Origin of the sequence: Staphylococcus simulans (assembly GCF_002902285.1) — a bacterium.
GTDB classification, from domain to species: Bacteria; Bacillota; Bacilli; order Staphylococcales; family Staphylococcaceae; genus Staphylococcus; species Staphylococcus simulans.
Map to the genome: position 1 here is coordinate 102,645 of NZ_PPRU01000018.1, position 21,282 is coordinate 123,926.

General features: G+C 36.3%; 22 protein-coding genes and 1 riboswitch. Of the genes, 18 read left to right on the forward strand and 4 right to left on the reverse strand.

From position 1 onward, the window contains the following. Nucleotides 1–5: 5 nt before the first annotated feature. A complete protein-coding gene (locus CD112_RS05220) occupies nucleotides 6–446 on the reverse strand; it encodes a MarR family winged helix-turn-helix transcriptional regulator (protein WP_023015420.1) in 441 nt (146 codons plus the stop codon). Nucleotides 447–694: 248 nt separating this feature from the next. On the opposite strand from CD112_RS05220, the gene CD112_RS05225 reads away from it, so the two are divergent. The 5 genes from CD112_RS05225 (at nucleotide 695) to CD112_RS05245 (ending at nucleotide 5,988) form a co-directional block, all read left to right on the forward strand. Next, on the forward strand, nucleotides 695–1,624 hold the full coding sequence (locus CD112_RS05225; protein ID WP_103363955.1) for a CobW family GTP-binding protein: 930 nt from the start codon (nucleotides 695–697) through the stop codon (nucleotides 1,622–1,624). A 196-nt stretch (nucleotides 1,625–1,820) separates the two neighbouring features. Further along, complete coding sequence (locus tag CD112_RS05230) at nucleotides 1,821–2,729, forward strand: aldo/keto reductase (RefSeq protein WP_103363956.1); 909 nt, start codon at nucleotides 1,821–1,823, stop codon at nucleotides 2,727–2,729. A 25-nt stretch (nucleotides 2,730–2,754) separates the two neighbouring features. Next, a complete protein-coding gene (locus tag CD112_RS05235; RefSeq protein ID WP_002481480.1) occupies nucleotides 2,755–3,042 on the forward strand; it encodes a hypothetical protein in 288 nt (95 codons plus the stop codon). A gap of 190 nt (nucleotides 3,043–3,232) precedes the next feature. After that, a complete protein-coding gene (mdh, locus tag CD112_RS05240) occupies nucleotides 3,233–4,171 on the forward strand; it encodes a malate dehydrogenase (RefSeq protein ID WP_002481481.1) in 939 nt (312 codons plus the stop codon). A 281-nt stretch (nucleotides 4,172–4,452) separates the two neighbouring features. Continuing rightward, on the forward strand, nucleotides 4,453–5,988 hold the full coding sequence (locus CD112_RS05245; protein ID WP_103363957.1) for an SLC13 family permease: 1,536 nt from the start codon (nucleotides 4,453–4,455) through the stop codon (nucleotides 5,986–5,988). A 76-nt stretch (nucleotides 5,989–6,064) separates the two neighbouring features. Here the strand turns inward: CD112_RS05245 and CD112_RS05250 are convergent, their stop codons facing one another. Beyond that, nucleotides 6,065–6,340, reverse strand: coding sequence for a hypothetical protein (locus CD112_RS05250; protein WP_023015416.1), 276 nt, complete (start codon nucleotides 6,338–6,340; stop codon nucleotides 6,065–6,067). Further along, nucleotides 6,337–6,954 carry a DUF1361 domain-containing protein gene (locus CD112_RS05255; protein ID WP_070625983.1) on the reverse strand — a complete coding sequence of 206 codons (618 nt, stop codon included), beginning with the start codon at nucleotides 6,952–6,954 and terminating at the stop codon, nucleotides 6,337–6,339. Before CD112_RS05255 ends, CD112_RS05250 begins: the two co-directional genes overlap by 4 nt. Before the next feature lie 286 nt (nucleotides 6,955–7,240). Here CD112_RS05255 and norA point away from each other — a divergent pair, with 286 nt between their 5' ends. The 13 genes from norA (at nucleotide 7,241) to CD112_RS05320 (ending at nucleotide 20,195) form a co-directional block, all read left to right on the forward strand. After that, nucleotides 7,241–8,410: a multidrug efflux MFS transporter NorA gene (gene norA, locus CD112_RS05260; RefSeq protein ID WP_023015415.1), complete on the forward strand. Its 1,170-nt coding sequence runs from the start codon at nucleotides 7,241–7,243 to the stop codon at nucleotides 8,408–8,410. A gap of 133 nt (nucleotides 8,411–8,543) precedes the next feature. Next, nucleotides 8,544–8,649, forward strand: a riboswitch (SAM riboswitch). Between the two features lie 94 nt (nucleotides 8,650–8,743). Further along, nucleotides 8,744–9,520 carry a MetQ/NlpA family ABC transporter substrate-binding protein gene (locus CD112_RS05265; RefSeq protein ID WP_103363958.1) on the forward strand — a complete coding sequence of 259 codons (777 nt, stop codon included), beginning with the start codon at nucleotides 8,744–8,746 and terminating at the stop codon, nucleotides 9,518–9,520. A 51-nt stretch (nucleotides 9,521–9,571) separates the two neighbouring features. After that, nucleotides 9,572–10,525, forward strand: a complete 954-nt coding sequence (locus CD112_RS05270) for a lactate/malate family dehydrogenase (RefSeq protein WP_057510189.1) — start codon at nucleotides 9,572–9,574, stop codon at nucleotides 10,523–10,525. A gap of 343 nt (nucleotides 10,526–10,868) precedes the next feature. Further along, nucleotides 10,869–11,210 (forward strand): hypothetical protein, encoded by a 342-nt coding sequence (locus CD112_RS05275; protein WP_002481488.1) that lies wholly within the window; start codon nucleotides 10,869–10,871, stop codon nucleotides 11,208–11,210. Between the two features lie 93 nt (nucleotides 11,211–11,303). Further along, on the forward strand, nucleotides 11,304–11,792 hold the full coding sequence (gene ybaK, locus CD112_RS05280) for a Cys-tRNA(Pro) deacylase (protein ID WP_002481489.1): 489 nt from the start codon (nucleotides 11,304–11,306) through the stop codon (nucleotides 11,790–11,792). Between the two features lie 130 nt (nucleotides 11,793–11,922). Next, a complete protein-coding gene (locus tag CD112_RS05285; RefSeq protein ID WP_023015413.1) occupies nucleotides 11,923–12,681 on the forward strand; it encodes a DeoR/GlpR family DNA-binding transcription regulator in 759 nt (252 codons plus the stop codon). Nucleotides 12,682–12,685: 4 nt separating this feature from the next. Next, nucleotides 12,686–13,600, forward strand: a complete 915-nt coding sequence (pfkB, locus tag CD112_RS05290; RefSeq protein ID WP_023015412.1) for a 1-phosphofructokinase — start codon at nucleotides 12,686–12,688, stop codon at nucleotides 13,598–13,600. A gap of 13 nt (nucleotides 13,601–13,613) precedes the next feature. Then, nucleotides 13,614–15,557 carry a PTS fructose transporter subunit IIABC gene (locus CD112_RS05295; RefSeq protein WP_103363959.1) on the forward strand — a complete coding sequence of 648 codons (1,944 nt, stop codon included), beginning with the start codon at nucleotides 13,614–13,616 and terminating at the stop codon, nucleotides 15,555–15,557. 414 nt (nucleotides 15,558–15,971) lie between these two features. Beyond that, nucleotides 15,972–17,360 (forward strand): hemolysin family protein, encoded by a 1,389-nt coding sequence (locus CD112_RS05300; protein WP_002481493.1) that lies wholly within the window; start codon nucleotides 15,972–15,974, stop codon nucleotides 17,358–17,360. Between the two features lie 193 nt (nucleotides 17,361–17,553). Then, nucleotides 17,554–17,982 (forward strand): DM13 domain-containing protein, encoded by a 429-nt coding sequence (locus tag CD112_RS05305; RefSeq protein WP_103363960.1) that lies wholly within the window; start codon nucleotides 17,554–17,556, stop codon nucleotides 17,980–17,982. A gap of 40 nt (nucleotides 17,983–18,022) precedes the next feature. Then, nucleotides 18,023–18,496 (forward strand): DoxX family membrane protein, encoded by a 474-nt coding sequence (locus CD112_RS05310; protein WP_002481495.1) that lies wholly within the window; start codon nucleotides 18,023–18,025, stop codon nucleotides 18,494–18,496. Nucleotides 18,497–18,509: 13 nt separating this feature from the next. Continuing rightward, nucleotides 18,510–19,160, forward strand: a complete 651-nt coding sequence (locus CD112_RS05315) for a response regulator transcription factor (RefSeq protein WP_051036002.1) — start codon at nucleotides 18,510–18,512, stop codon at nucleotides 19,158–19,160. Then, on the forward strand, nucleotides 19,161–20,195 hold the full coding sequence (locus CD112_RS05320; RefSeq protein ID WP_103363961.1) for a HAMP domain-containing sensor histidine kinase: 1,035 nt from the start codon (nucleotides 19,161–19,163) through the stop codon (nucleotides 20,193–20,195). 171 nt (nucleotides 20,196–20,366) lie between these two features. On the opposite strand, the gene scdA is transcribed toward CD112_RS05320, so the two are convergent. Next, nucleotides 20,367–21,062, reverse strand: a complete 696-nt coding sequence (gene scdA / locus CD112_RS05325) for an iron-sulfur cluster repair di-iron protein ScdA (RefSeq protein WP_070864105.1) — start codon at nucleotides 21,060–21,062, stop codon at nucleotides 20,367–20,369. Nucleotides 21,063–21,282: the final 220 nt, after the last annotated feature.

The window sequence follows — 21,282 nt, forward strand, 5'->3', positions numbered from 1 at the left end:
CGAAATTATGAGTTTTGCTTAGTTAAAGAATCAATCAGTTTATCTAATAAACGATTCAATTCTTTTTCTTCTTTTTTGTTTAATCCTGAGATATCGCCTAAGTGGTTACAAGCACCGCCTAGATCTTCTTCGATTGCTTCGCTCTTTTCAGTTAAGTGAACAAACACTTCACGTTGATCGACTTCAGAACGCTCTCTTTTGATTAAATCTACTTGTTCCATTCTTTTTAAAAGTGGGGATACTGTACCAGTATCTAATGCAAGTTCAGTAACGACTTTCTTCACATTAACTGGTGATTCTTCCCATAAAATTGTTAATACTAAAAACTGCGGGTAAGTTAATTTGTACTTCTTAAAAACGTTATTTGAATAGTAGCGATTTACTTGTCTTTGAGCGTTGTACAAACTAAAGCATAAACGTCCGCCTAAATTAAGTTTTTCAGTCATAAGTTCTCCTCCAGACATTCTATCCGTTATATTTTTCTGTGTACCGGAATTCGTTCCGTCTTGTTGTGAAAGTTTGAGCAGTGACAAAAATGGAAATTTTATCTATTTTGTCGACTCCTCACAAGCCATGTTAAAATTAAAGCATGCATTGATTTTAGAAGATATCTTGCATTAAATCAAGTTGTAACATAATATAATATGTCCATTAATGATTGTACCATTAAGTCCTTTAGAAATGAGTGTTAAAAATGGAACGAAATAATAATAGTAAATTATCTATTTGTATTGTAACAGGTTTTCTAGGAAGCGGTAAAACGTCTTTCCTTAAATATTATACTGAGCAATTATTAAAAAGAGATGAGAAAATCACTGTAATTATGAACGAATTTGGTGATTTCGATGTCGATAGTAAAATTTTAGGAGATAAAGTTCAAACGATTTCCTTGCAGAACGGATGTGTCTGTTGTGATTTACAACAAGACCTTATCGCGCAACTATCAGCAATAATCAATCAAAACCAATCACAATTCGTCATTATTGAAGCCACAGGGATTGCTCATCCACTTCAACTCATCCAAGCTTGCTATGATCCACTGCTTACTGATTATGTGAATCCGCCGCTTGTGGTCGGTTTAGTTGATGCACCTAGATTTTTACATCGTGCGGATTATTCTGAATCAACGCAAGCATTGATGGAAGAACAGCTTGCAGTCAGTCAAACGCTGATTGTCAATAAGACAGATTTAATCAGCCAAGATGAGCAGCAAGTGCTGATCGAAGCTTTAAAACAAATCAATTCGAATGATGCCATCTATTTTACAACCTATGGTCAAGTCAATATTGATGAATTGCAGGCGTTAGAGCCACTCAATATGAAGCCAAAACACCAACATTTACATCACCATGGTATCAGCTCAATTGCGTATACCTTTACTTCGCCTATAGATAGACAAATGTTTTACCAGTTTATCTTACGTTTGCCAGACAACGTCTATCGTTTGAAAGGTTATGTAAGATTCAGAGATGCACCAGAAACAACGTATTTATTCCAATTCGCCAATGGGCTGCCAGATTACGAGCCGATTCAAGATGAGGTGCAAAATACTATTGTATTGATTGGTGAACAACTCGATAAAGAGCGTTTACGCAATCAATTAGATGCATTGCAGTTCACTTGAAAATTGACGTGCATATCAAGGTAACACTATAATGAATACAACGTTTAATAGTACAAGGAATTTGTAGGGAATACAATACTAAAATATTTTAATCCATTATGCATCCCTACTACACTATAGTGAACCTCATTTTTAAATTTAGCAAGCGCTAACATAAGTTGTAATAAAAATGAAATGAGTGAGAGGGGTAAACGCAATGGATCGTGTTAAAATCAATCGTAACGTAACTTATTCAAAGATGATTCAAGGTTTTTGGAGATTAAATGATTGGCAGATAACAACCCAAGACTTAAACCGTTATTTGCACCAGTTAGTCGAATTAGGTGTAACGACAATGGACCATGCAGATATTTATGGTGATTATCGTTGTGAACAGTTATTCGGAGAAGCATTGGCTTTGTCACCTGAACTCAGAGACCAAATTGAATTAGTTTCGAAATGCGGTATTATCTTGCCGACCGATCAATTCGCGCAATTTGATGGCCATCGTTACGATTTAAGCAAACAACATATTGTAGAAGCGGTGAACCGTTCATTGCAGAATCTAAAAACAGACGTACTTGATACGTTGTTGATTCATCGTCCATCTCCGCTCATGGATCCAAATGAAGTCAGAGATGCGCTTGATGTTTTAGTAGAAGCAGGTAAAATTAAATCATTCGGTGTTTCTAACTTTAATAACACACAGTATGATTTGCTGAACCAAGGTATTAAATCACATAAACTGCATATCGCAGTGAATCAACTAGAAGTTTCACCGTATCATGCAGCACCTATTTATGATGGAACAATTGATCATATGTATCGAGATGATGTTAAGATTATGGCATGGAGTCCGCTTGCAGGCGGTAAATTACTGAATGTAGAAGATGCTAAATCTAAACGTGTCATGTCTATTATCAGCCCACTTGCTTATAAATATAATGTGGCTCCAGCCAGTATTGTCACAGCGTGGTTGGTGAAACATCCAGCTACGATAATGCCAATCATGGGTACAAGTCAAATTGAACGTATGCAAGATGCGGTAAAAGGGTTAGAACTGACTTTAACAGATCAAGAATGGTTTGATATTTATGTTGCAGTCTTAGGTCAAGACATCCCTTGATAAGTGAAATAAAGGAGAATAAGAAATGAATTCAGAAGAACAATCACGTGCGCGCATGCGCTTTGAACGTAACCTTATCGTCTTTCCATATATTATTTTTGCGATTATCGTCTTTTTCTTTACAACGATTTTTTCAGCACCAACTGTTGTACTGACATTATTCGGTATTTTCTTTATCTATAACGCAGTGTTATTATTCGTTGCGTTTATTAAGCATTACACACGTACGATGATTTTATTATTAGTGTTAACAATCTTCGTCGGTCTCATGTTTACCATCTCAGCAACTGCGCAATTTGCGGGCAGATACTAAGCAATTAAATAAGTAAAATAACTCCCTCTATAAGTGTTTTTCAACACTCTATATAGAGGGAGTTTTGTATTGTCATAAAGAATTCAAAAGAAATGAAAACGTTTTCTTTATTAATAGGACTAGCTTTGATATTCTTAAAGTAAATAAGAATGTATAAAGAAAAATAAATTCGTATTGAGGGGGATTCAAGATGGGGAAAAGAAAAGTCGCAATTATTGGTGCAGGTCATACAGGTGCAACCTTAGCATTTATGTTAGCTGAAAAAACTTTAGCAGATGTGGTGTTATTAGATAAACCTGAAAATGAAAAGCCAGCACGCGGCAAAGCGTTGGATATTTCGGAAAGTGGACCGATTTTCAATTTCAACAACAAAATTAAAGGGACATCTGATTATCAAGATATTACTGGTTCAGATATTGTGGTGATCACTGCAGGTGTCGCACGTAAACCTGGAATGAGTCGTGATGATTTGATTCAAATTAATGAATCGGTAATGGCACAAGTGACAGAGGGTATTAAAACTTATGCGCCGGACAGCACGATTATCGTGTTGACGAATCCTGTGGATGCGATGACATATGCAGTATATAAATTGTCAGGTTTCCCTAAAAATCGTGTGTTAGGGCAATCGGGTATTTTAGATACAGCACGTTATCGTACATTTATCGCAGAAGCATTAGATGTTGCGCGTACGGACGTTTCAGGATTAGTACTAGGTGGCCACGGAGATACAATGGTACCGTTATTAAGTACGACTACAGTAGGCGGCGTGCCAATCACTGAACTATTGGAACAAGATAAAATCGATGCGATTGTGGACCGTACGCGTAAAGGCGGAGCTGAAATTGTCGGCTTGCTTGGCAACGGTTCAGCTTATTATGCGCCAGCCGCTGCGATTTTTGAAATGGCTGCAGCGATACTTAAAGACGAAAGACGTGTATTACCTGCAATTACGTATTTAGAAGGCGAATATGGCTTTAATGATATTTGTTTAGGTGTTCCGACATTAATCGGTGAAAATGGTGTCGAACAAGTCATTGAAACAAAACTTTCTGATGATGAAAAAGCACAGTTAAAAGCTTCAGCAGATGCGGTAGAAGAAGTAAAAAGTGCTTTAAAGTATTCATAAACTATGTGGTAAAGTAAATTATTATATATTGGAACAGGAGACGGACGATTCTAATGCGTTCGTCTCTTTTTTGTACTTTCTCGTTTTATTGTGAAAAAATCTACAAATTTTCGAATAACCCTCTTTTTGTAACCGCATTCTTGTTATAATGGACTTGAAAATGATTAAATATTTCGAAAAATGGTGAACGCATGTATGGGACTGGATAAGCGTACCGTCTTTTCAAATATTTAAAATACGTACTTCTTGAGTACACTAAGCAAATAAGGGAGGAAATCAATATGGCAAGAAAGGAAGCATCAGTAAAATCTGACAAGAAGCAAAAGGGTGTGAAGCCGCTATGGATTATCATCAGCTTTATCGTATTGATAGCGATTGTGTTGATACCAGTGAGCGGGATTCCGGTAATGGCTAAAATGTCACTTGCGATTTTAGCCTTTGCGGTCATTATGTGGGTGACGGAAGCGGTCTCTTATCCAGTATCCTCAACGATGATTGTAGCTTTGATCATACTATTATTAGGATTTAGTCCTGTACAAGATTTAGCAGAAAAACTAGGGAACCCTAAAGCAAATGGTGCCGCTTTACATGGTGCGGATTTATTCGGAACAGGCAATGCTTTGAAGTTAGCATTCAGTGGTTTCTCAACTTCAGCAGTTGCTTTAGTAGCAGCAGCGCTATTCTTAGCAGCTGCCATGCAGATTACTAATTTGCATAAACGTTTAGCATTATTGGTCTTATCGATTGTGGGTAATAAGACTAATCGCATTGTGGCGGGTGCAATTATAGTATCTATTATTTTAGCGTTCTTCGTACCATCTGCGACAGCGCGTGCCGGTGCAGTTGTACCTATTTTGTTAGGGATGATTGCGGCGTTTAAAGCTTCTAAAGAAAGTAAGCTTGCAGGTTTATTAATTATCACTGCAGTACAAGCAGTATCTATTTGGAACATCGGTATTAAGACAGCAGCGGCTCAAAATATCGTTGCGGTCAACTTTATCAACCAAAGTTTTGGTCATGATATTTCATGGGGACAATGGTTCTTATATGCAGCACCTTGGTCTATTTTAATGTCAATTGCACTTTACTTCATTATGTTGAAAGTTATGCCGCCAGAACAAAAAGAAGTGAAGGGCGGTAAAGAATTAATTCAGAAAGAATTAAATAAATTAGGCCCAGTGTCACCACGTGAGTGGCGTTTGATTGTGATTTCTGTTTTATTATTATTATTCTGGTCAACTGAGAAAATATTACATCCGATTGATTCATCTTCAATCACTTTAGTTGCGATGGCAATTATGTTAACACCTAAAATTGGTGTGATGAGTTGGAAAGAAGCGGAGAAACATATTCCATGGGGAACAATTATTGTCTTTGGTATTGGTATCTCACTCGGAAACGTATTATTAAATACTGGCGGTGCGCAGTGGTTAAGTGATAAGACGTTCGGTTTAATGGGCTTACAACATTTACCATTGATTGCGACAATCGCATTGATTACTTTATTTAATATCTTAATTCATTTAGGTTTCGCAAGTGCAACAAGTTTATCTTCTGCTTTGATTCCAGTTTTTATTTCTTTAACAGCAACATTACATTTAGGCGATCAAAGCATCGGCTTTGTGTTGATCCAACAATTTGTAATTAGTTTCGGTTTCTTATTACCAGTAAGTGCACCACAAAACATGTTAGCTTATGGTTCAGGTACATTTACAGTTAAAGACTTCTTGAAAGCAGGTATTCCATTAACAGTAGTAGGTTATGTCTTGATTATGATCTTCAGTTTCACATACTGGAAATGGTTAGGTTTAATATAAAATCATAATGAATTCAAAAAGACGATGGCATCAAGTCCATCGTCTTTTCTTTAGAAATAACATGTAGGTTTTAGTATTACCATACAAAGAAACACACATAAAGCGCTATATATTCTACGAACGTTAAAAGATACATATATTTCAAACGTAGTTTTACATTGAAAGGTACTTCCCAATTCGGATACTTTTGTTCAAAATAAGCGATTTGAAGCAAGTAGATACCGATACCTAATGGCAGCAGCATTAAACCGATACTGACAAGAAATGAAAAACCAATCTCATGGATAAAGTGTCCGATAATCAATTGGATAACTATCAGTACCGCAATAAAAACAAGAAGTTGCATTGTCATTTTGCCATGCGCACTCCTTTCACCATGATCAATATCATTGCTTGTAGCAAGGTCATAACGAATAAGAAGAAAAGACCTTTCGCGTCTAAGAATTGAACAACATCTCTGATAATAGAAAGTGGTTGAGTGACTAAGTAGACACTATGGAATCTCAAGAATCGTCCCATCGCAATTCCTAAACTATTCGCAAACATTAAGCCAATGACGATAATGTAATTGAATAAAGGTTTATTGGTTAAATGGAATAACTCAATGTTAATCAAAATATAACAATAAACTGCAAAACAGACGCCACCGACTAAGAAGGTAAAGTACAACCATTCTATAGGTCTGACCCCTTCCATAATCGTAAATGCAAATTGGTTAAGATGGATAAGGTCTGTCACCATATAAAAGGTATTCGGGAAGATTAAGACAAAGATTGCTGCGAAAACAATAAATAGCGGCCATTCGAAACGTCGCTTCGGTATAAATAGCTTAAGTAACCAAACGAGTTCAAAAGGAATATATGCTAAGAATAAGTTTAATGCCATGAATTGGTAAAATTTATTTAAAGGCAATGTCAGCAGCATTAATATCACAAATAATATGCGTGCAATATAACGTGATTGCATTTCAAAGTCCTCTCTTTAAACATCCCTGTTAATGGATGGATTATCTGAAAACAACAATACTCGTGTTTCAGACGTATTTAGATGAATATATTACAGGTTTTCAGCCTAGATATCAATTAAAAGTATAGCATTTAAAAGACACGTTAAGCATAGAAAAAAGAAATGAGGGAAGAATTAGACTAAAATAATTCAATATTATTTGATTGAGCCGCAGAATAACTATGGTGTATAATAGGTAGTCACGAAAAATTTGACTGAATCAAACAACGCAATAAAGGAGGAAATCATGAGTAAGCAATTAATCACCTTATATTTTAATATTTTTCTAGTCTTCTTAGGTATCGGATTAGTTGTACCTGTGTTACCCGTCTATTTAAAGGACTTAGGTTTAAATGGAAGTGATTTAGGTATTCTTGTTGCGGCCTTTGCGTTAGCGCAAATGGTAATTTCGCCATTCGGAGGCAACTTAGCTGATAAATTAGGGAAGAAATTAATTATTTGTATCGGTTTAGTACTATTCGCTGTTTCTGAGTTCATCTTTGCGATGAGCAGCAACTATCCGCTTTTGATTGTTTCAAGAATTATCGGTGGTTTCAGTGCAGGTATGGTAATGCCTGGGGTTACAGGTATGATCGCAGATATCTCACGTCCTGAAGATAAAGCGAAAAACTTCGGCTATATGTCAGCAATTATTAACTCCGGCTTCATTTTAGGACCTGGCTTTGGCGGCTTTATGGCAGAGTTCTCTCACCGTTTGCCATTCTACTTCGCTGGGAGCCTAGGTGTCGTAGCATTCTTTTGTTCTTTATTCTTTATCCAAGGTGCAAAACGCGAAACGACAGATGGTTTCCATACAGTTATCGAACCGCAAGATTTAGCTAAAATTAATATCAAAGCTTTTATTACCCCGGTAATCATTACGTTCGTTTTAGCATTCGGACTTGCAGCATTTGAAACACTTTATCCATTATATACTGCAGATAAAGCACATTACGCGCCAAAAGATATTTCTATCGCGATCACAGGCGGTGGCTTAGCAGGTGCGATCTTCCAAATCTTCTTGTTCGATAAATTTATGAAGTACTTTAAAGAATTAACATTTATACAATTATCACTGCTTTATTCAGCAATTATGTTGTTTTTATTGATTGTTGCACATCATTACTGGTCAATTATGATTATCAGTTTTATAGTATTTATCGGTTTTGATATGATACGTCCAGCTATAACGAATTACTTCTCGAATATTGCGGGTAATCGTCAAGGGTTAGCAGGAGGCTTGAACTCTACCTTCACAAGTATGGGGAACTTCGCAGGCCCGCTCGTTGCAGGTACATTATATGATGTGAACTTAGAATTTCCATTGTATATGTCCGTGACAGTCATGTTATTAGGTATTGTGATTATTATGGTTGAGAAGACCATTAGAAAAAGCAGAAAGCTGAAACAAAGTTAAATTATGATATAGAAAGTGTGCTGTTGTGCTTACAACAGCATGCTTTTAATATTTATTTATCTGAAAAATTTGAAAATGACATTGACGAAATGTGTCACTGGTGGTAACCTTAATACAATTCAATCAAATAGAACTCTTATCAAGAGAGGCGGAGGGATGTGCCCGACGAAGCCCAGCAACCATCGTGTAAACGAAGTGGTGCTAATTCACAAAAAGTCATAGACTTTTGAAGATGAGAGAAAGAATGAAAGCTTTCTCTTATTTTAATGAGAAGGCTTTTTTCTTTTGGTAAGGGTGATTTGATAAATATTACATAGGGATGGTGCAGTGGAAATGAAGAAAGTAAGTAGTTTAATCGGGTTATTGGTATTACTGGTCGTACTCGCAGCGTGCGGCAAAGGTGGAGACAAGGAGAAAATCACAGTAGCAGCTTCTCCAGCTCCGCATGGTGAGGTATTAGAACATGCGAAAAAAGCTATGAAAGATAAAGGGTATGATTTAGAAGTTAAAGTCGTTAATGATTATAAAGTACCTAATAAATTATTAGATAAAGGAGACGTGGATGCGAACCTTTTCCAACACGTTCCTTATTTAAAGGCTGAAAGAAAGTCACATGGTTATAAAATTGAAGAAGTCGGTAAAGTCTTCACAACACCAATGGGTGTTTACAGTAAAAAATATAAAAACATCAAAGATATTCCAAAAGGTTCAACAATCTATGTTTCAAACAACCCCGCTGAAGAAGGACGTTTCTTATCTTTCTTCGTTAATGAAGGCTTAGTTAAAATCAAAGATGGCGTGAAAATTGAAGATGCGAAATTCGATGACATTGTTGAAAATAAAAAAGATTTAAAATTCAATAATCAACAAGGTGCAGAATTCTTACCAAAAACATATAAAAGCGGTGAAGGTGCTGCTGTTATTATGAACTCAAACTATGCGATTGATAATGGTTTAACACCTTCGAAAGATGCGATTGTGATGGAAAATGAATCATCACCATTTGCGAATATTTTAGCAGTTAAAGAAGGTCATAAAGACGATAAAAAATTCCAAGAACTCATCAAAGTATTACAGTCTAAAGACATGAAAGAATTCATTAAGAAATAATACGGTAAAGACGTAATACCATATGAAGCGAAGTAAAGGAGTCGAATGAATATGGCTAAATTAGGAATTATTGGTGTAGGACGTGTAGGCAGCCAAGTCTTAACTGATGCACAATATTTAGGGCACTTTTCAGAAATTGTCGTGATTGATACGAATGAAAACTTAGCACAAGGTGAAGTGTTGGATCATCATCACATACAAGGTTTGAATCATACACATCGCACAAAAATTCATGTAGGCGGTTATCAAGATTTAGTGGATGCGGATGTGGTGATTGTGTCAGCGAGTGCGGCTTCGACACCAGACATGAAAGATCGTACCTTACTCACTAAAGCGAATAGCGTTATTGTGAATGATGTGTTTAGACAATTATCAGCTGTGACGAAAGAAGCTATCGTCATTTTAATTTCAAATCCAGTGGATGCGATGACGTATCTTGCACATCAAGCAGGCTACCCATCTGATAAAGTGATCGGTACAGGTACCATTTTAGAGTCAGCACGTTTTCGTACTTTAATTGCTGATCACTACAATGTGGATCCTAAAGATGTAGAAGGTTTTGTATTAGGAGAACATGGTTCACATTGTGTGCCAATCTGGAGTCGCGTGCGTATTCATGGGATTGAATTACCAGAATTTGAACAATTAACGGGTCATGCGCCAATTGACCGCGGAGCGATTTCTACGGCAATTGACGAAGTCGCGTTTGATGTCTTTAAGAAAAAAGGTTGGACAAACTCAGCGATTTCAAGAGCGGCTGTTCAACTTGCACAATCGATTTTATTTGATGAACATAGTATTGAACCCGTCAGTGGATTAGTTCAAGGTGCTTATGGATTGGTCGATGGTGCATTAAGTTTATTGACACTGGTTGAAAGAAACGGTGTGAAACAGCGTTTGCCGATTGAGTTGTCTAATGAAGAACAAAAACAACTGGAAGCGGCACATAACTTCATTCAAACTGCGATTGAACAGGGCGAAGCGGCAATTCAAGCACAAGTATAACCGTCATATAAACGAGCAATCTAACATCAGGTTGCTCGTTTTATTTTTGTAATAATTCTTTGATAATCATACTCAATCGTAATATATTGTCATACAAGACGCTGCTTTGTCATTTTATGAGTATGATAAAAAGAGAATATAATTTAATTTAACTTCTGAAAGACAGTTAACACACTATTGAAAGCTCTTACACAACTCAACTTTATCTCACTACATTTCGTGTCGGTTCTGTTACATATGTTACGTATATTACATTTGTTTTAAATAGCTTACTACCTACCAAAATGTCATGTTTTTTATGTTAATATTGAAATCACGAAATAGAGGTTAAGAGGTATTAGGAATGAGAGCGTTTATTTTATGGGTGTCCGCTGCCATTCTTTCATGTTGTTTGATTTTCTTATTAGTATTAGTCACAAATGAAAATGAACTTGCGAAATTCCAAAATGGAGTATCTACATTTATGCAAAGTGACAAACAGGTCTCATCTGATCATTCAGCCTCAGACGCACCGCCAACATATCGTAAAGCGGCAGGGGGACCATCAACACAACATGCAGACGCAGCGCATAAGAGTGAAGCTGAATCTAGTTCATTATTTGTGATTTCATTAACGTCCATCACAAATGAATTAAGCCATCAATGGCTTCAGCATTTTCCAAAACAAGGCAGTTATGACAACTGAACTCACTTATAGAGTTGAAGTTATGTCAGAACGCCTTGTTTTTTTATGTCATGATTTGTGTTCGCATGCTATATTAAGAGTGAGGTGAACGCAATGAAACAGAAGAAAACAAATGCGATGCGTATTTTAGATCGCGAAGGCATCGATTATGAAATGCGTACATTTAAAATGGGTAAAGATCATATTGAAGGACAAGAAGTCGCAAAACTAATTGATGCTAATCCGGATCAAGTGTTTAAAACACTCTTATTTATTAACAATAATCACGATCCATATGTGTTTGTGATTCCAGTAGAACATCATTTAGATATGAAACATGCGGCACAAGCAGTAGATGAAAAGAAACTGCATTTGCTTCCGCTAGATGAGTTGACGAAAGTAACAGGTTATATTCGTGGCGGTTGTTCCCCAATTGGTATGAAACATCTATTTCCAACAGTGATTGACCAATCTGCGCAACAACATGAGAAAATATTTGTAAGCGGAGGTCTGCCTGGTGTCCAAATGGGTGTGAATGTTTCAGAATTAATTCAAGCAACGAAAGCAAAAGTAGCGGATGTTGCGACACATGAAGCAAATTAAGATGAGCAGTGTTGATGAGCATTTGCTCATCTTTTTTAACAGTTTATGATTGTTTTTGAATGATTTTGAAAGATTTTGATTGAAAATGATTAAGAAAGCGCTTATAATAAAGAAGAAATGAGGTGGCGATATGATAACGCAGAAACGGTTTGAACTAATCATACAACTGTTAAAAGAAAAAGAATTTTTAACACTACAAGAAATAATTGATTTAACAGGATGCAGCGCTTCGACAATTCGCCGAGATTTATCTAAGTTACAAAAAATGGGTAAATTACAACGCGTTCATGGCGGTGCCACGCTCAAAACAACAGCCTTGAGTGAACCGAAAATGTCAGAGAAGAAAGAACGTAATTTACAAGAAAAACGTGAAATCGCAAAAATCGCAGCTGCACAAATTGAAGACCGTGATTGTATTTATATTGATGCAGGGACATCGACTTATGAAATGATAGAACACATTACAGCACAAGAAATTGTCGCAGTTACTAACGGATTAACCCATGTCGAAGCATTATTACAGCGTGGAATTAAAACGTTGATTATTGGCGGAGATGTAAAAGCAAGCACATTAGCTTCTGTCGGACCGCGAGCGATTGAAACTTTGAAACATTATCATTTTGATAAAGTTTTCATCGGCATGAATGGGATGAATACAGAAGGTAAATTGACAACACCAGATGAACAAGAAGCTTATGTGAAAGAAACTGCAATGAAAGTGGGGCATCATATTTTCGTCTTGCTTGATAGTTCTAAATTCGGACCTACGTATTTTGCATGTGTCAATGTACCGAAAGATGTACCGTTTGAAATTTTGACTTCAACAAAAGCGCTAAAACGTTCAGATATGAAAGCATATCGCAACCATTATTCGATAAGAGGAGTGTAATAAAGTGATCTATACAGTAACTTTCAATCCATCGATTGATTACATTATGAAAGTAGACACGTTTCAAGAAGGCGGACTTAACCGTGCAAAAGAAACGTATAAATTTGCAGGAGGCAAAGGGATTAACGTTTCGCGTGTACTGAACACTTTAGAAACACCTTCGACTGCATTGGGGTTTGTTGGTGGATTTCCTGGGAAATTTATCCAAGATGCTTTACAACAAGCTGGTATTAAAAATGATTTTATTGAAGTAGAAGAAGATACACGTATCAATGTGAAATTAAAATCAGGTCAAGAAACAGAAATCAATGCAGGTGGACCTACAATTTCAAATCAAGCGTTTGAAGCGTTATTAACACAAATTAAAAACACGAATGCTGATGACACTGTTGTTGTGGCAGGAAGTGTACCGAAAAGTATTCCTGATAATGCCTATGAACAAATTGCGAAAATCACACAAAAAACTGGCGCAAAATTAGTTGTAGATGCTGAAAAAGACTTGGTTGAGACTGTATTACCATATAACCCGTTCTTTATTAAACCGAATAAAGATGAATTAGAAGTTATGTTCGATACGCAAATTACTTCTGATAATGATGTAGTGACACACGGAAAAGCTATTCTTGATAAAGGCGCACAAGCAGTGATTGTTTCACTTGGCGGTGAGGGTGCAATTTATATTGATGCTGAACATTGTATTAAAGCTTCTGTACCAAAAGGCAATGTATTAAATACAGTGGGTTCTGGAGATAGTACTGTTGCAGGTATGTTAGCAGGTTTAGCACAAGGTTTTGATGTACATGAAGCATTTCGTAATGCCGTAGCCTCTGGAACAGCAACAGCATTCAGTCAAGATTTAGCAAACAAAGAAATGATAGAAAAAGTACGTTCTGAAATTGAATTAACGGACTTGAAATAGGAGTGAGAAAAATATGAGAATCACTGAATTATTAACGCGAGAGACAATCGCGATGGATTTAGATGCGACATCAAAAGAAGGTGTCATTGATGCTTTAGTAGATCAATTAGACCATGCAGGTATTTTAAGCGATGTCAAAGCGTTCAAAGAAGCGATTATGGCACGTGAAGGGCAAAGTACAACAGGTATCGGTGAAGGGATTGCGATTCCCCATGCGAAAGTTGACGCAGTGAAAAAGCCGGCTATTGCCTTCGGTAAATCAAAAGCCGGCGTAGATTATCAAAGTTTAGACGGACAACCTGCACACTTATTCTTTATGATTGCAGCACCTGAAGGCGGTGCACAAACACATTTAGACGCGTTAGCTAAATTATCTGGTGTCTTAATGGATGACGATGTCAGAAAAGCATTGTTAAACGCAGAAACACCAGATGAAGTTTTGGCAATTATTGATCGTGCAGACGATGAAGCACCAGATGAAGAAGAGGAAACAGCGCCAGTTGAAGCGAATAAAGACGCTGAATCCGAAGAGCCATATGTTATCGGTGTGACAGCATGTCCAACGGGTATTGCACATACGTATATGGCGAAAGATGCTTTATTGAAACAAGCGAAAAAAATGGGCGTCAAAATGAAAGTTGAAACAAACGGGTCAAGTGGTATTAAAAACCGTTTAACTACTGAAGATATTGATAAAGCACAAGGTGTTATTGTTGCAGCAGACGTGCATGTAGAAACAGATCGTTTCGATGGCAAAAACGTCGTAGAAGTTCCTGTTGCTGACGGCATCAAACGTCCAGAAGAATTAATCGACCTTGCTTTAGCAACTGACCGTACACCATTTAAAGCAAGAGAAGGCAGAGGTAAAGGTCAAGCAAGCGGTAAACAAGAAAAACAAAGTGTCGGCAAAACAATTTATAAACACTTAATGAACGGTGTTTCTAACATGTTGCCACTTGTAATTGCCGGTGGTATTTTAATGGCAATTGTATTCTTGTTCGGACCAAACTCATTCGATCCGAAATCTTCAGAGTATAATGCATTTGCTGAACAATTGTGGAACATTGGTAAGAACAGTGCGTTCTACTTAATTATTCCAATTTTATCAGCATTCATCGCGCGCAGCATTGCTGAAAAACCAGGTATGGCAGCTGGTTTAGTCGGCGGTATGTTAGCAATGAGCGGTGACTCTGGATTTATCGGCGGTATTATTGCCGGTTTCTTAGCAGGTTATTTAACAGAAGGCATCAAAGTGATGACGCGTCGTATGCCACAATCACTTGAAGGTTTAAAACCAACATTAATTTATCCAATTTTATCTGTCACTATTACAGGTCTATTAATGGTTTATGTATTTAACCCACCAGCAGCTTGGGTGAACCATTTATTATTAAACGGTTTAAACAGTTTATCAGGAGCAAACATTATGTTACTTGGTTTAGTGATTGGTGCCATGATGGCCATTGATATGGGTGGTCCATTCAACAAAGCAGCTTACGTATTCGCAACAGCGGCATTAACAGAAGGTAACGCTGCACCAATTACAGCAGCTATGGTCGGCGGTATGATTCCACCGATTGCATTAGCACTTTCAATGTTGTTCTTTAAACGTAAGTTTACAAAAACACAACGTGGTTCAATTGTACCTAACTTTGTGATGGGTGCATCATTCATTACAGAAGGTGCTATTCCATTTGCGGCAGCTGACCCAATTCGCGTAATTCCGTCAATGATGATCGGCTCAGGTATCGGCGGTGCCATTGCACTTGGCTTAGGTTCATCTATCGGAGCACCGCATGGTGGTATCTTTGTTATCTTAGGTACTGACTTCTCCCATTCATTACAAACAATTCTAGCGATTTTAGTCGGCGCAGCCATCTCTGCAGTGATTTACGGATTCCTTAAACGTAAACCGACAGCAGACGAAATTGCCGCATCTGAATCAATGGATGAATAATGAGTTGAATTTTACGAGAATTTAGCGCATTATAGTAAAGGCGTGCTATTAGAAATGACACGCATCACGAATCTAATTTACTGTGGTAGGTAAATGTATATTCGAATAAACAGTTAAGAGAGAGACAGCCTGTTTATCGGGCTGACTCGCTTCTTAGCTGTTTATTTTTATTTGTAAAGAGGTATCATAAAATACCAAAAAAATAACTTGAATTCAGTCTGAAAAAATTACTATTTGAATGGTGATTATGATATGATAATCTTGTTAGATTTTACGCTAGTTGGGAGGTGTCGCTGTGGAAATGGGAAGGATGAACTAGGCATTTGTCACTTTGCTCAAAACGATGCGCTAAACATCATTGCCGTACATAGCGGCATATAACTTGGAGGTGAATCCCTAGCAATAGGGAACTAATTGGATAGTACGACCATAATAAACTTGTTAATATTTATATTTTTAATCGCACTGACTACTGTGTTTGTTGGATCAGAATTTGCTTTGGTGAAAGTCAGAGCTACTAAAATTGAAGAAATGGTTGCAGAAGGCAACGGCAGTGCGGCTGTCGTCAAGAAAATGATTTCAAATCTTGACTACTACTTATCAGCATGTCAGCTCGGTATCACTGTTACATCTTTAGGACTAGGTTGGTTAGGTGAACCTGTCTTTTCTAAATTATTACATCCTATTTTTGAACTGATACCGTTACCCGATGCTTTGAATACAACCATTTCAATCGTTATTTCATTCTTAGTTGTGACATATCTGCATGTAGTATTAGGTGAATTGGCACCTAAAACATTTGCGATTCAGCACACTGAGAAAGTTGCGTTACTTTATGCACGTCCGCTTTACTACTTCGGCTTAATCATGAAACCATTAATTTGGTTAATGAATGGTTCTGCACGAATGATTATCCGTCTATTTGGTATTGATCCAGATGAAAACAATGACGCGATGTCAGAAGAAGAAATTAAAATGATTATCAACAACAGCTATAACAGCGGTGAGATTAACCAGACAGAACTTGCTTATATGCAAAACATCTTCTCATTTGATGAGAGACAAGCGAAAGATGTCATGGTCCCAAGAACACAAATGGTCACTTTAAATGAACCTTTTACTGTAGACGAACTATTAGAGACACTTAAAGAATACCAATTCACTCGTTACCCAATTACAGAAGACGGCGACAAAGACCATATCAAAGGTTTTATTAATGTGAAAGAATTCTTGACAGAGTATGCTTCAGGCAAACCTATCAAGATTGCAAATTATATTCATGAATTACCATTGATTTCAGAAACAACACGCATCAGTGATGCATTAATCAGAATGCAACGCGAACGTGTACACATCAGTTTGGTTATTGATGAATACGGCGGAACTGCTGGTATCTTAACAATGGAAGATATCTTAGAAGAAATCGTGGGTGAAATCCGTGATGAATTCGATGATAATGAAGTGAATGATGTGATTAAATTAAATGATGACACATACCAAATCAATGGTCGTGTGTTGTTAGAAGATTTAACAGATCAATTAGGTATCGAGTTTGATGACTCTGAAGATATCGATACAATCGGCGGATGGTTACAAGCACATAATACAAACTTACAGAAAAATGACTACGTCGATACGTATTTTGATCGCTGGATTATTTCAGATATTGAAAATCACCAAATCATCACAGTCATTTTAAAATATGAATATAACGCTGAACGTCAGTCTCTTTCAGAAGAAGATGAAGACGATGACAACAATAATAAAAGAAACAAAAGAGATAAAAAAGATAACGATGAATAATCGTAATACTGTCAAATCCCTTTTAGACCGTACTTAAAGTACTAGGTTTAAAAGGGATTTTTTAATGTTTAGACACAAATCCGACATGAATTGAAGTTATAACTTAGTTAATAAATAGTTAATGGTATGATATAAATCGCTCATTTATAATAAGCTTAATCATTACAAAAATAAAATGAAATGAGGGTTTATGATGAATAGTAAAACATATTTATTAGCTACTACACTTTTAGCAACAAGTATCGCTTTAGCAGGTTGTAATAATGAAAAAGATGAACAGCCAAAAGAAAAAACAGAACAGACATCACATGAACATAAACACGATCACCATAAAGTGCTGACAGGTGAATTTAAATCAGATGAAGAGGAAGTGTCTGGTCACGTTAAAATCGAAAATCACCAAATTAAGTTAACAGATTTTAAATCTGCGAAAGGTCCAGATTTGTACGTCTATCTGACAAAGGACGGCAATATTAAAGAGGGCAAACAACTAGAAATGGTCGACTACAATAAACCAACACAAACTTTCGACATCAAAGACGTTGACTTAGATCAATATAATGAAGTGACGATTTATTGTAAGAAAGCGCACGTTATCTTCGGTGCCGCAAAAGTAAAATAGAAGGTTAAAGTGATAATTCAACGAGAAGAGAAGTGATTTCATGAAACATTATCTACGTACGATTGAACTCGTAATTTTATTTTTAATTCGTATTATAGCCGGCGGCTACATTTTAGCTCAAGGTTGGGAGAAGTTAACAGGTGGTTTTAAAATCGAACCGCTGATCCCAGTTGTGATTAAGAATGAAGATTCTCCAGTGTGGTTCAAACTCTTTTTTGAACACATCGTCGCGCACAGTGCTCCCGTCTTTAATGTAATTGTACCTTTAGGGGAAATTGCGATTGGTTTAGGGTTAATATTAGGAATTCTGTCACATATTGCAAGTTTCTTTGGCGCCTTTGTTATGCTAAATTATATTTTATCAGATATGATATTTACGTATCCTGTTCAATTAGCACTCTTTATTATATTGTTAATGAATAAAAACTTATTAAAACAAATTTCATTGAGTGCTGTAATCGCATATATTAAAGAAAAAGGTGATACAAGACGTGAACACAATCTTAATCGTTGATGATGAACAAGACATGGTCGACATCTGCCAAACGTACTTCGAATATGAAGGTTATAAAGTATTAACTGCACATAATGGGGAAGATGCTTTGAACCAACTTGACCCATCAATTGATTTAATTATTTTAGACATCATGATGCCGAATGTAGATGGTTATGAAGTGATTAAGGAAATGAAACAACGACAACTGGACATTCCATTTATTTATATGTCAGCAAAAACAAAAGAACATGACACCATTTATGCTTTGACTCTCGGCGCAGATGACTATTTAAAGAAGCCTTTCAGTCCAAGAGAACTCGTGTTACGTGCGAATAATTTGTTGAGCCGCGTTAAGCGCAGTCAGTCAGCACAAACAGCTTTAACTTTTGATACTTTAAAGTTGAATGATCAACAAAAAAGTGTGGAAATTAATGGTGCTGTGGTGAACTTGAGAATTAAAGAATTTGAATTGTTGTGGTATTTAGCAACGCATGAAAATCAAGCGATATCTAAATCGCAATTGTTAGAAGAAGTATGGGGTTATGATTATTACGAAGATGCAAGTACAGTCAATGTACATATTCATCGCATCAGAGAAAAGTTCGAACAATTTCATTTCGACGCTTACACGATTACCACAGTATGGGGTCTTGGTTATAAGTTCGAAAGGAAAGCAGATTAAATGTTTTCAATCAGAACACAAGTGATTATCGGAGTGTTATCTAGTGTATTATTGGCCTCTACCATCCTCGGTATTGCTTATAAACTGATGTTGTTCAATGGTCATACCACAGTATTATTGACGGTTAGCGCTATAGTATCGAGTTGTTTAACCTTATTCATCTGCAGTTTCTTTTTAACACCTCTCGTTCAAAAGATTAAACATTTCAATGTCAGAACGAAACAATTCGCAGATGGTAATTACGAGATGGAACCTACGCAATTTACTTCACCGAGAGAAATTAAAGAACTGAGTCACTCTTTTAATAAAATGGCCCATGAGATTACCAAACAAATGGTCCAAATCAAGTCAGAACAACAAGAGAAGTATGAATTGATTCAAAATTTAGCACATGATTTAAAAACACCGCTCGCATGTATTATTTCGTATTCAGAAGCATTAAAAGACGGTGTCGTTCACTCACAAATAGATCGTCAGGAAGCCTATGACACCTTAATCAAACAATCTAATCGCCTATCCAAAATGTTTGACGAGTTAACGCATGTCGCAACATTAGATGCTCCGAATACTTATGTAGTAGAAACAATTCAAATCGACCAATTATTATTGAATATACTAAATGGCTATGAACAACGTATGAAAATAGACAACAGACATTTAGAAGTGAAGTTTTGTGATAAGTTGGCACCTTTCAAACAATATCCGCAACCGTTAGAACGTATCATTACGAACTTAATTGATAATGCGATGAACTTCTCGCCATCAGGTAGTCCAATTTATATTTGTCTTGCTGAAAGCGAAAAACATATCCAAATTTACATCAAAGATAAAGGCATCGGAATTGCGAAAGCAGATATTAAGCGTATTTTTGAGCGTACTTTCAGAGTAGAAGATTCTAGAAATTACCATACAGGTGGTTCTGGTTTAGGGTTATACATCACACAAGAACTGGTGAAACAAATCGGCGGTACGATTCAAGTTGAAAGTGAACCTGAAGTAGGAACTACGATGATCGTATCTTTGCCAAAATTATAAAACAGTAGAAAAGAAAAGCGTAGAAAGTAAAAGTAAGTATTACAGATAAAAGATAAGAACTAATCCCTAATGAATTTGAAAAGAAAAAACAGACAAGGTTGAAGATATAATCACATCTTCAACCTTGTCTGTTTAGTTTTATAAGATATTCACGCTAAATATAAAGTTAAATTAGCTTTGTTGTAATTGTTCGCGACATTTTTCGAATAAAACGTGGTTTTCTAAATGTACGTGTTGTAATGTCGCATTTTCTAACGCAGCTAAACGAGTGTACACTAAACGCCATGTTCCGCAAGCTTCGATAGGCGGTTGGAAATCATTCGTAATTTCATCCATTCTACGTAACAAGTTACCTGTACTGTCATGATCTGCAGTTAAATCTTCGATAATAGCTTCTACGTTATCAACATTCTCACCATTCGCAAATGCGATAAGTTGAGGGAAGTCTTTTTCATCTTCTTTTTGTGTATGTTCTAACATGTTGTTTTTAAATGTTGTATATAAATCTTTTAATTCTAACAAGTACTCATGACTTGGACCGTGAACTTTTGCGAGTTTAGTCACATAAGGTGTTAAGTTTTTGAACTCTTCTTTCATTGGTTCGTGGTATGCATCTTGGATGTATTGAATTAAAGAAGGGATGCTTAAATATTTAGGATTTAAGCCTTGTCCTCCGGCATTTTGTTTACTTGCTTCATCAAGTTCAGCTAATAAATCTTCTAAAACAACTCTTTTTTTATCTTTCGCAGCTTCTTCAATAGAAACTTGGCCGCCACAACAAAAATCTATACCAGAACGTTTGAAGATATCAGCAGTTTTCGGATAGTCTGTCACAACGTTCGCTACAATATCAGTTTTAGTAATCATAATATACGCTCCTTTTCGACTCATCTCTATTATAAGAAGAATAGTGATAAATAAAAACAAAAAGTGTTCTAAATTAAAAGTATTATTGTAATCTTCATAAAAACTTCAAGGAAATTTATTATAAATTTACCCTGATAGAGACTAAAGTAACTCACAAAAGGAGTATTAATATTAAAATAAATGTCATAAAAATTACTTTAAACACTATAAGTATAAATAG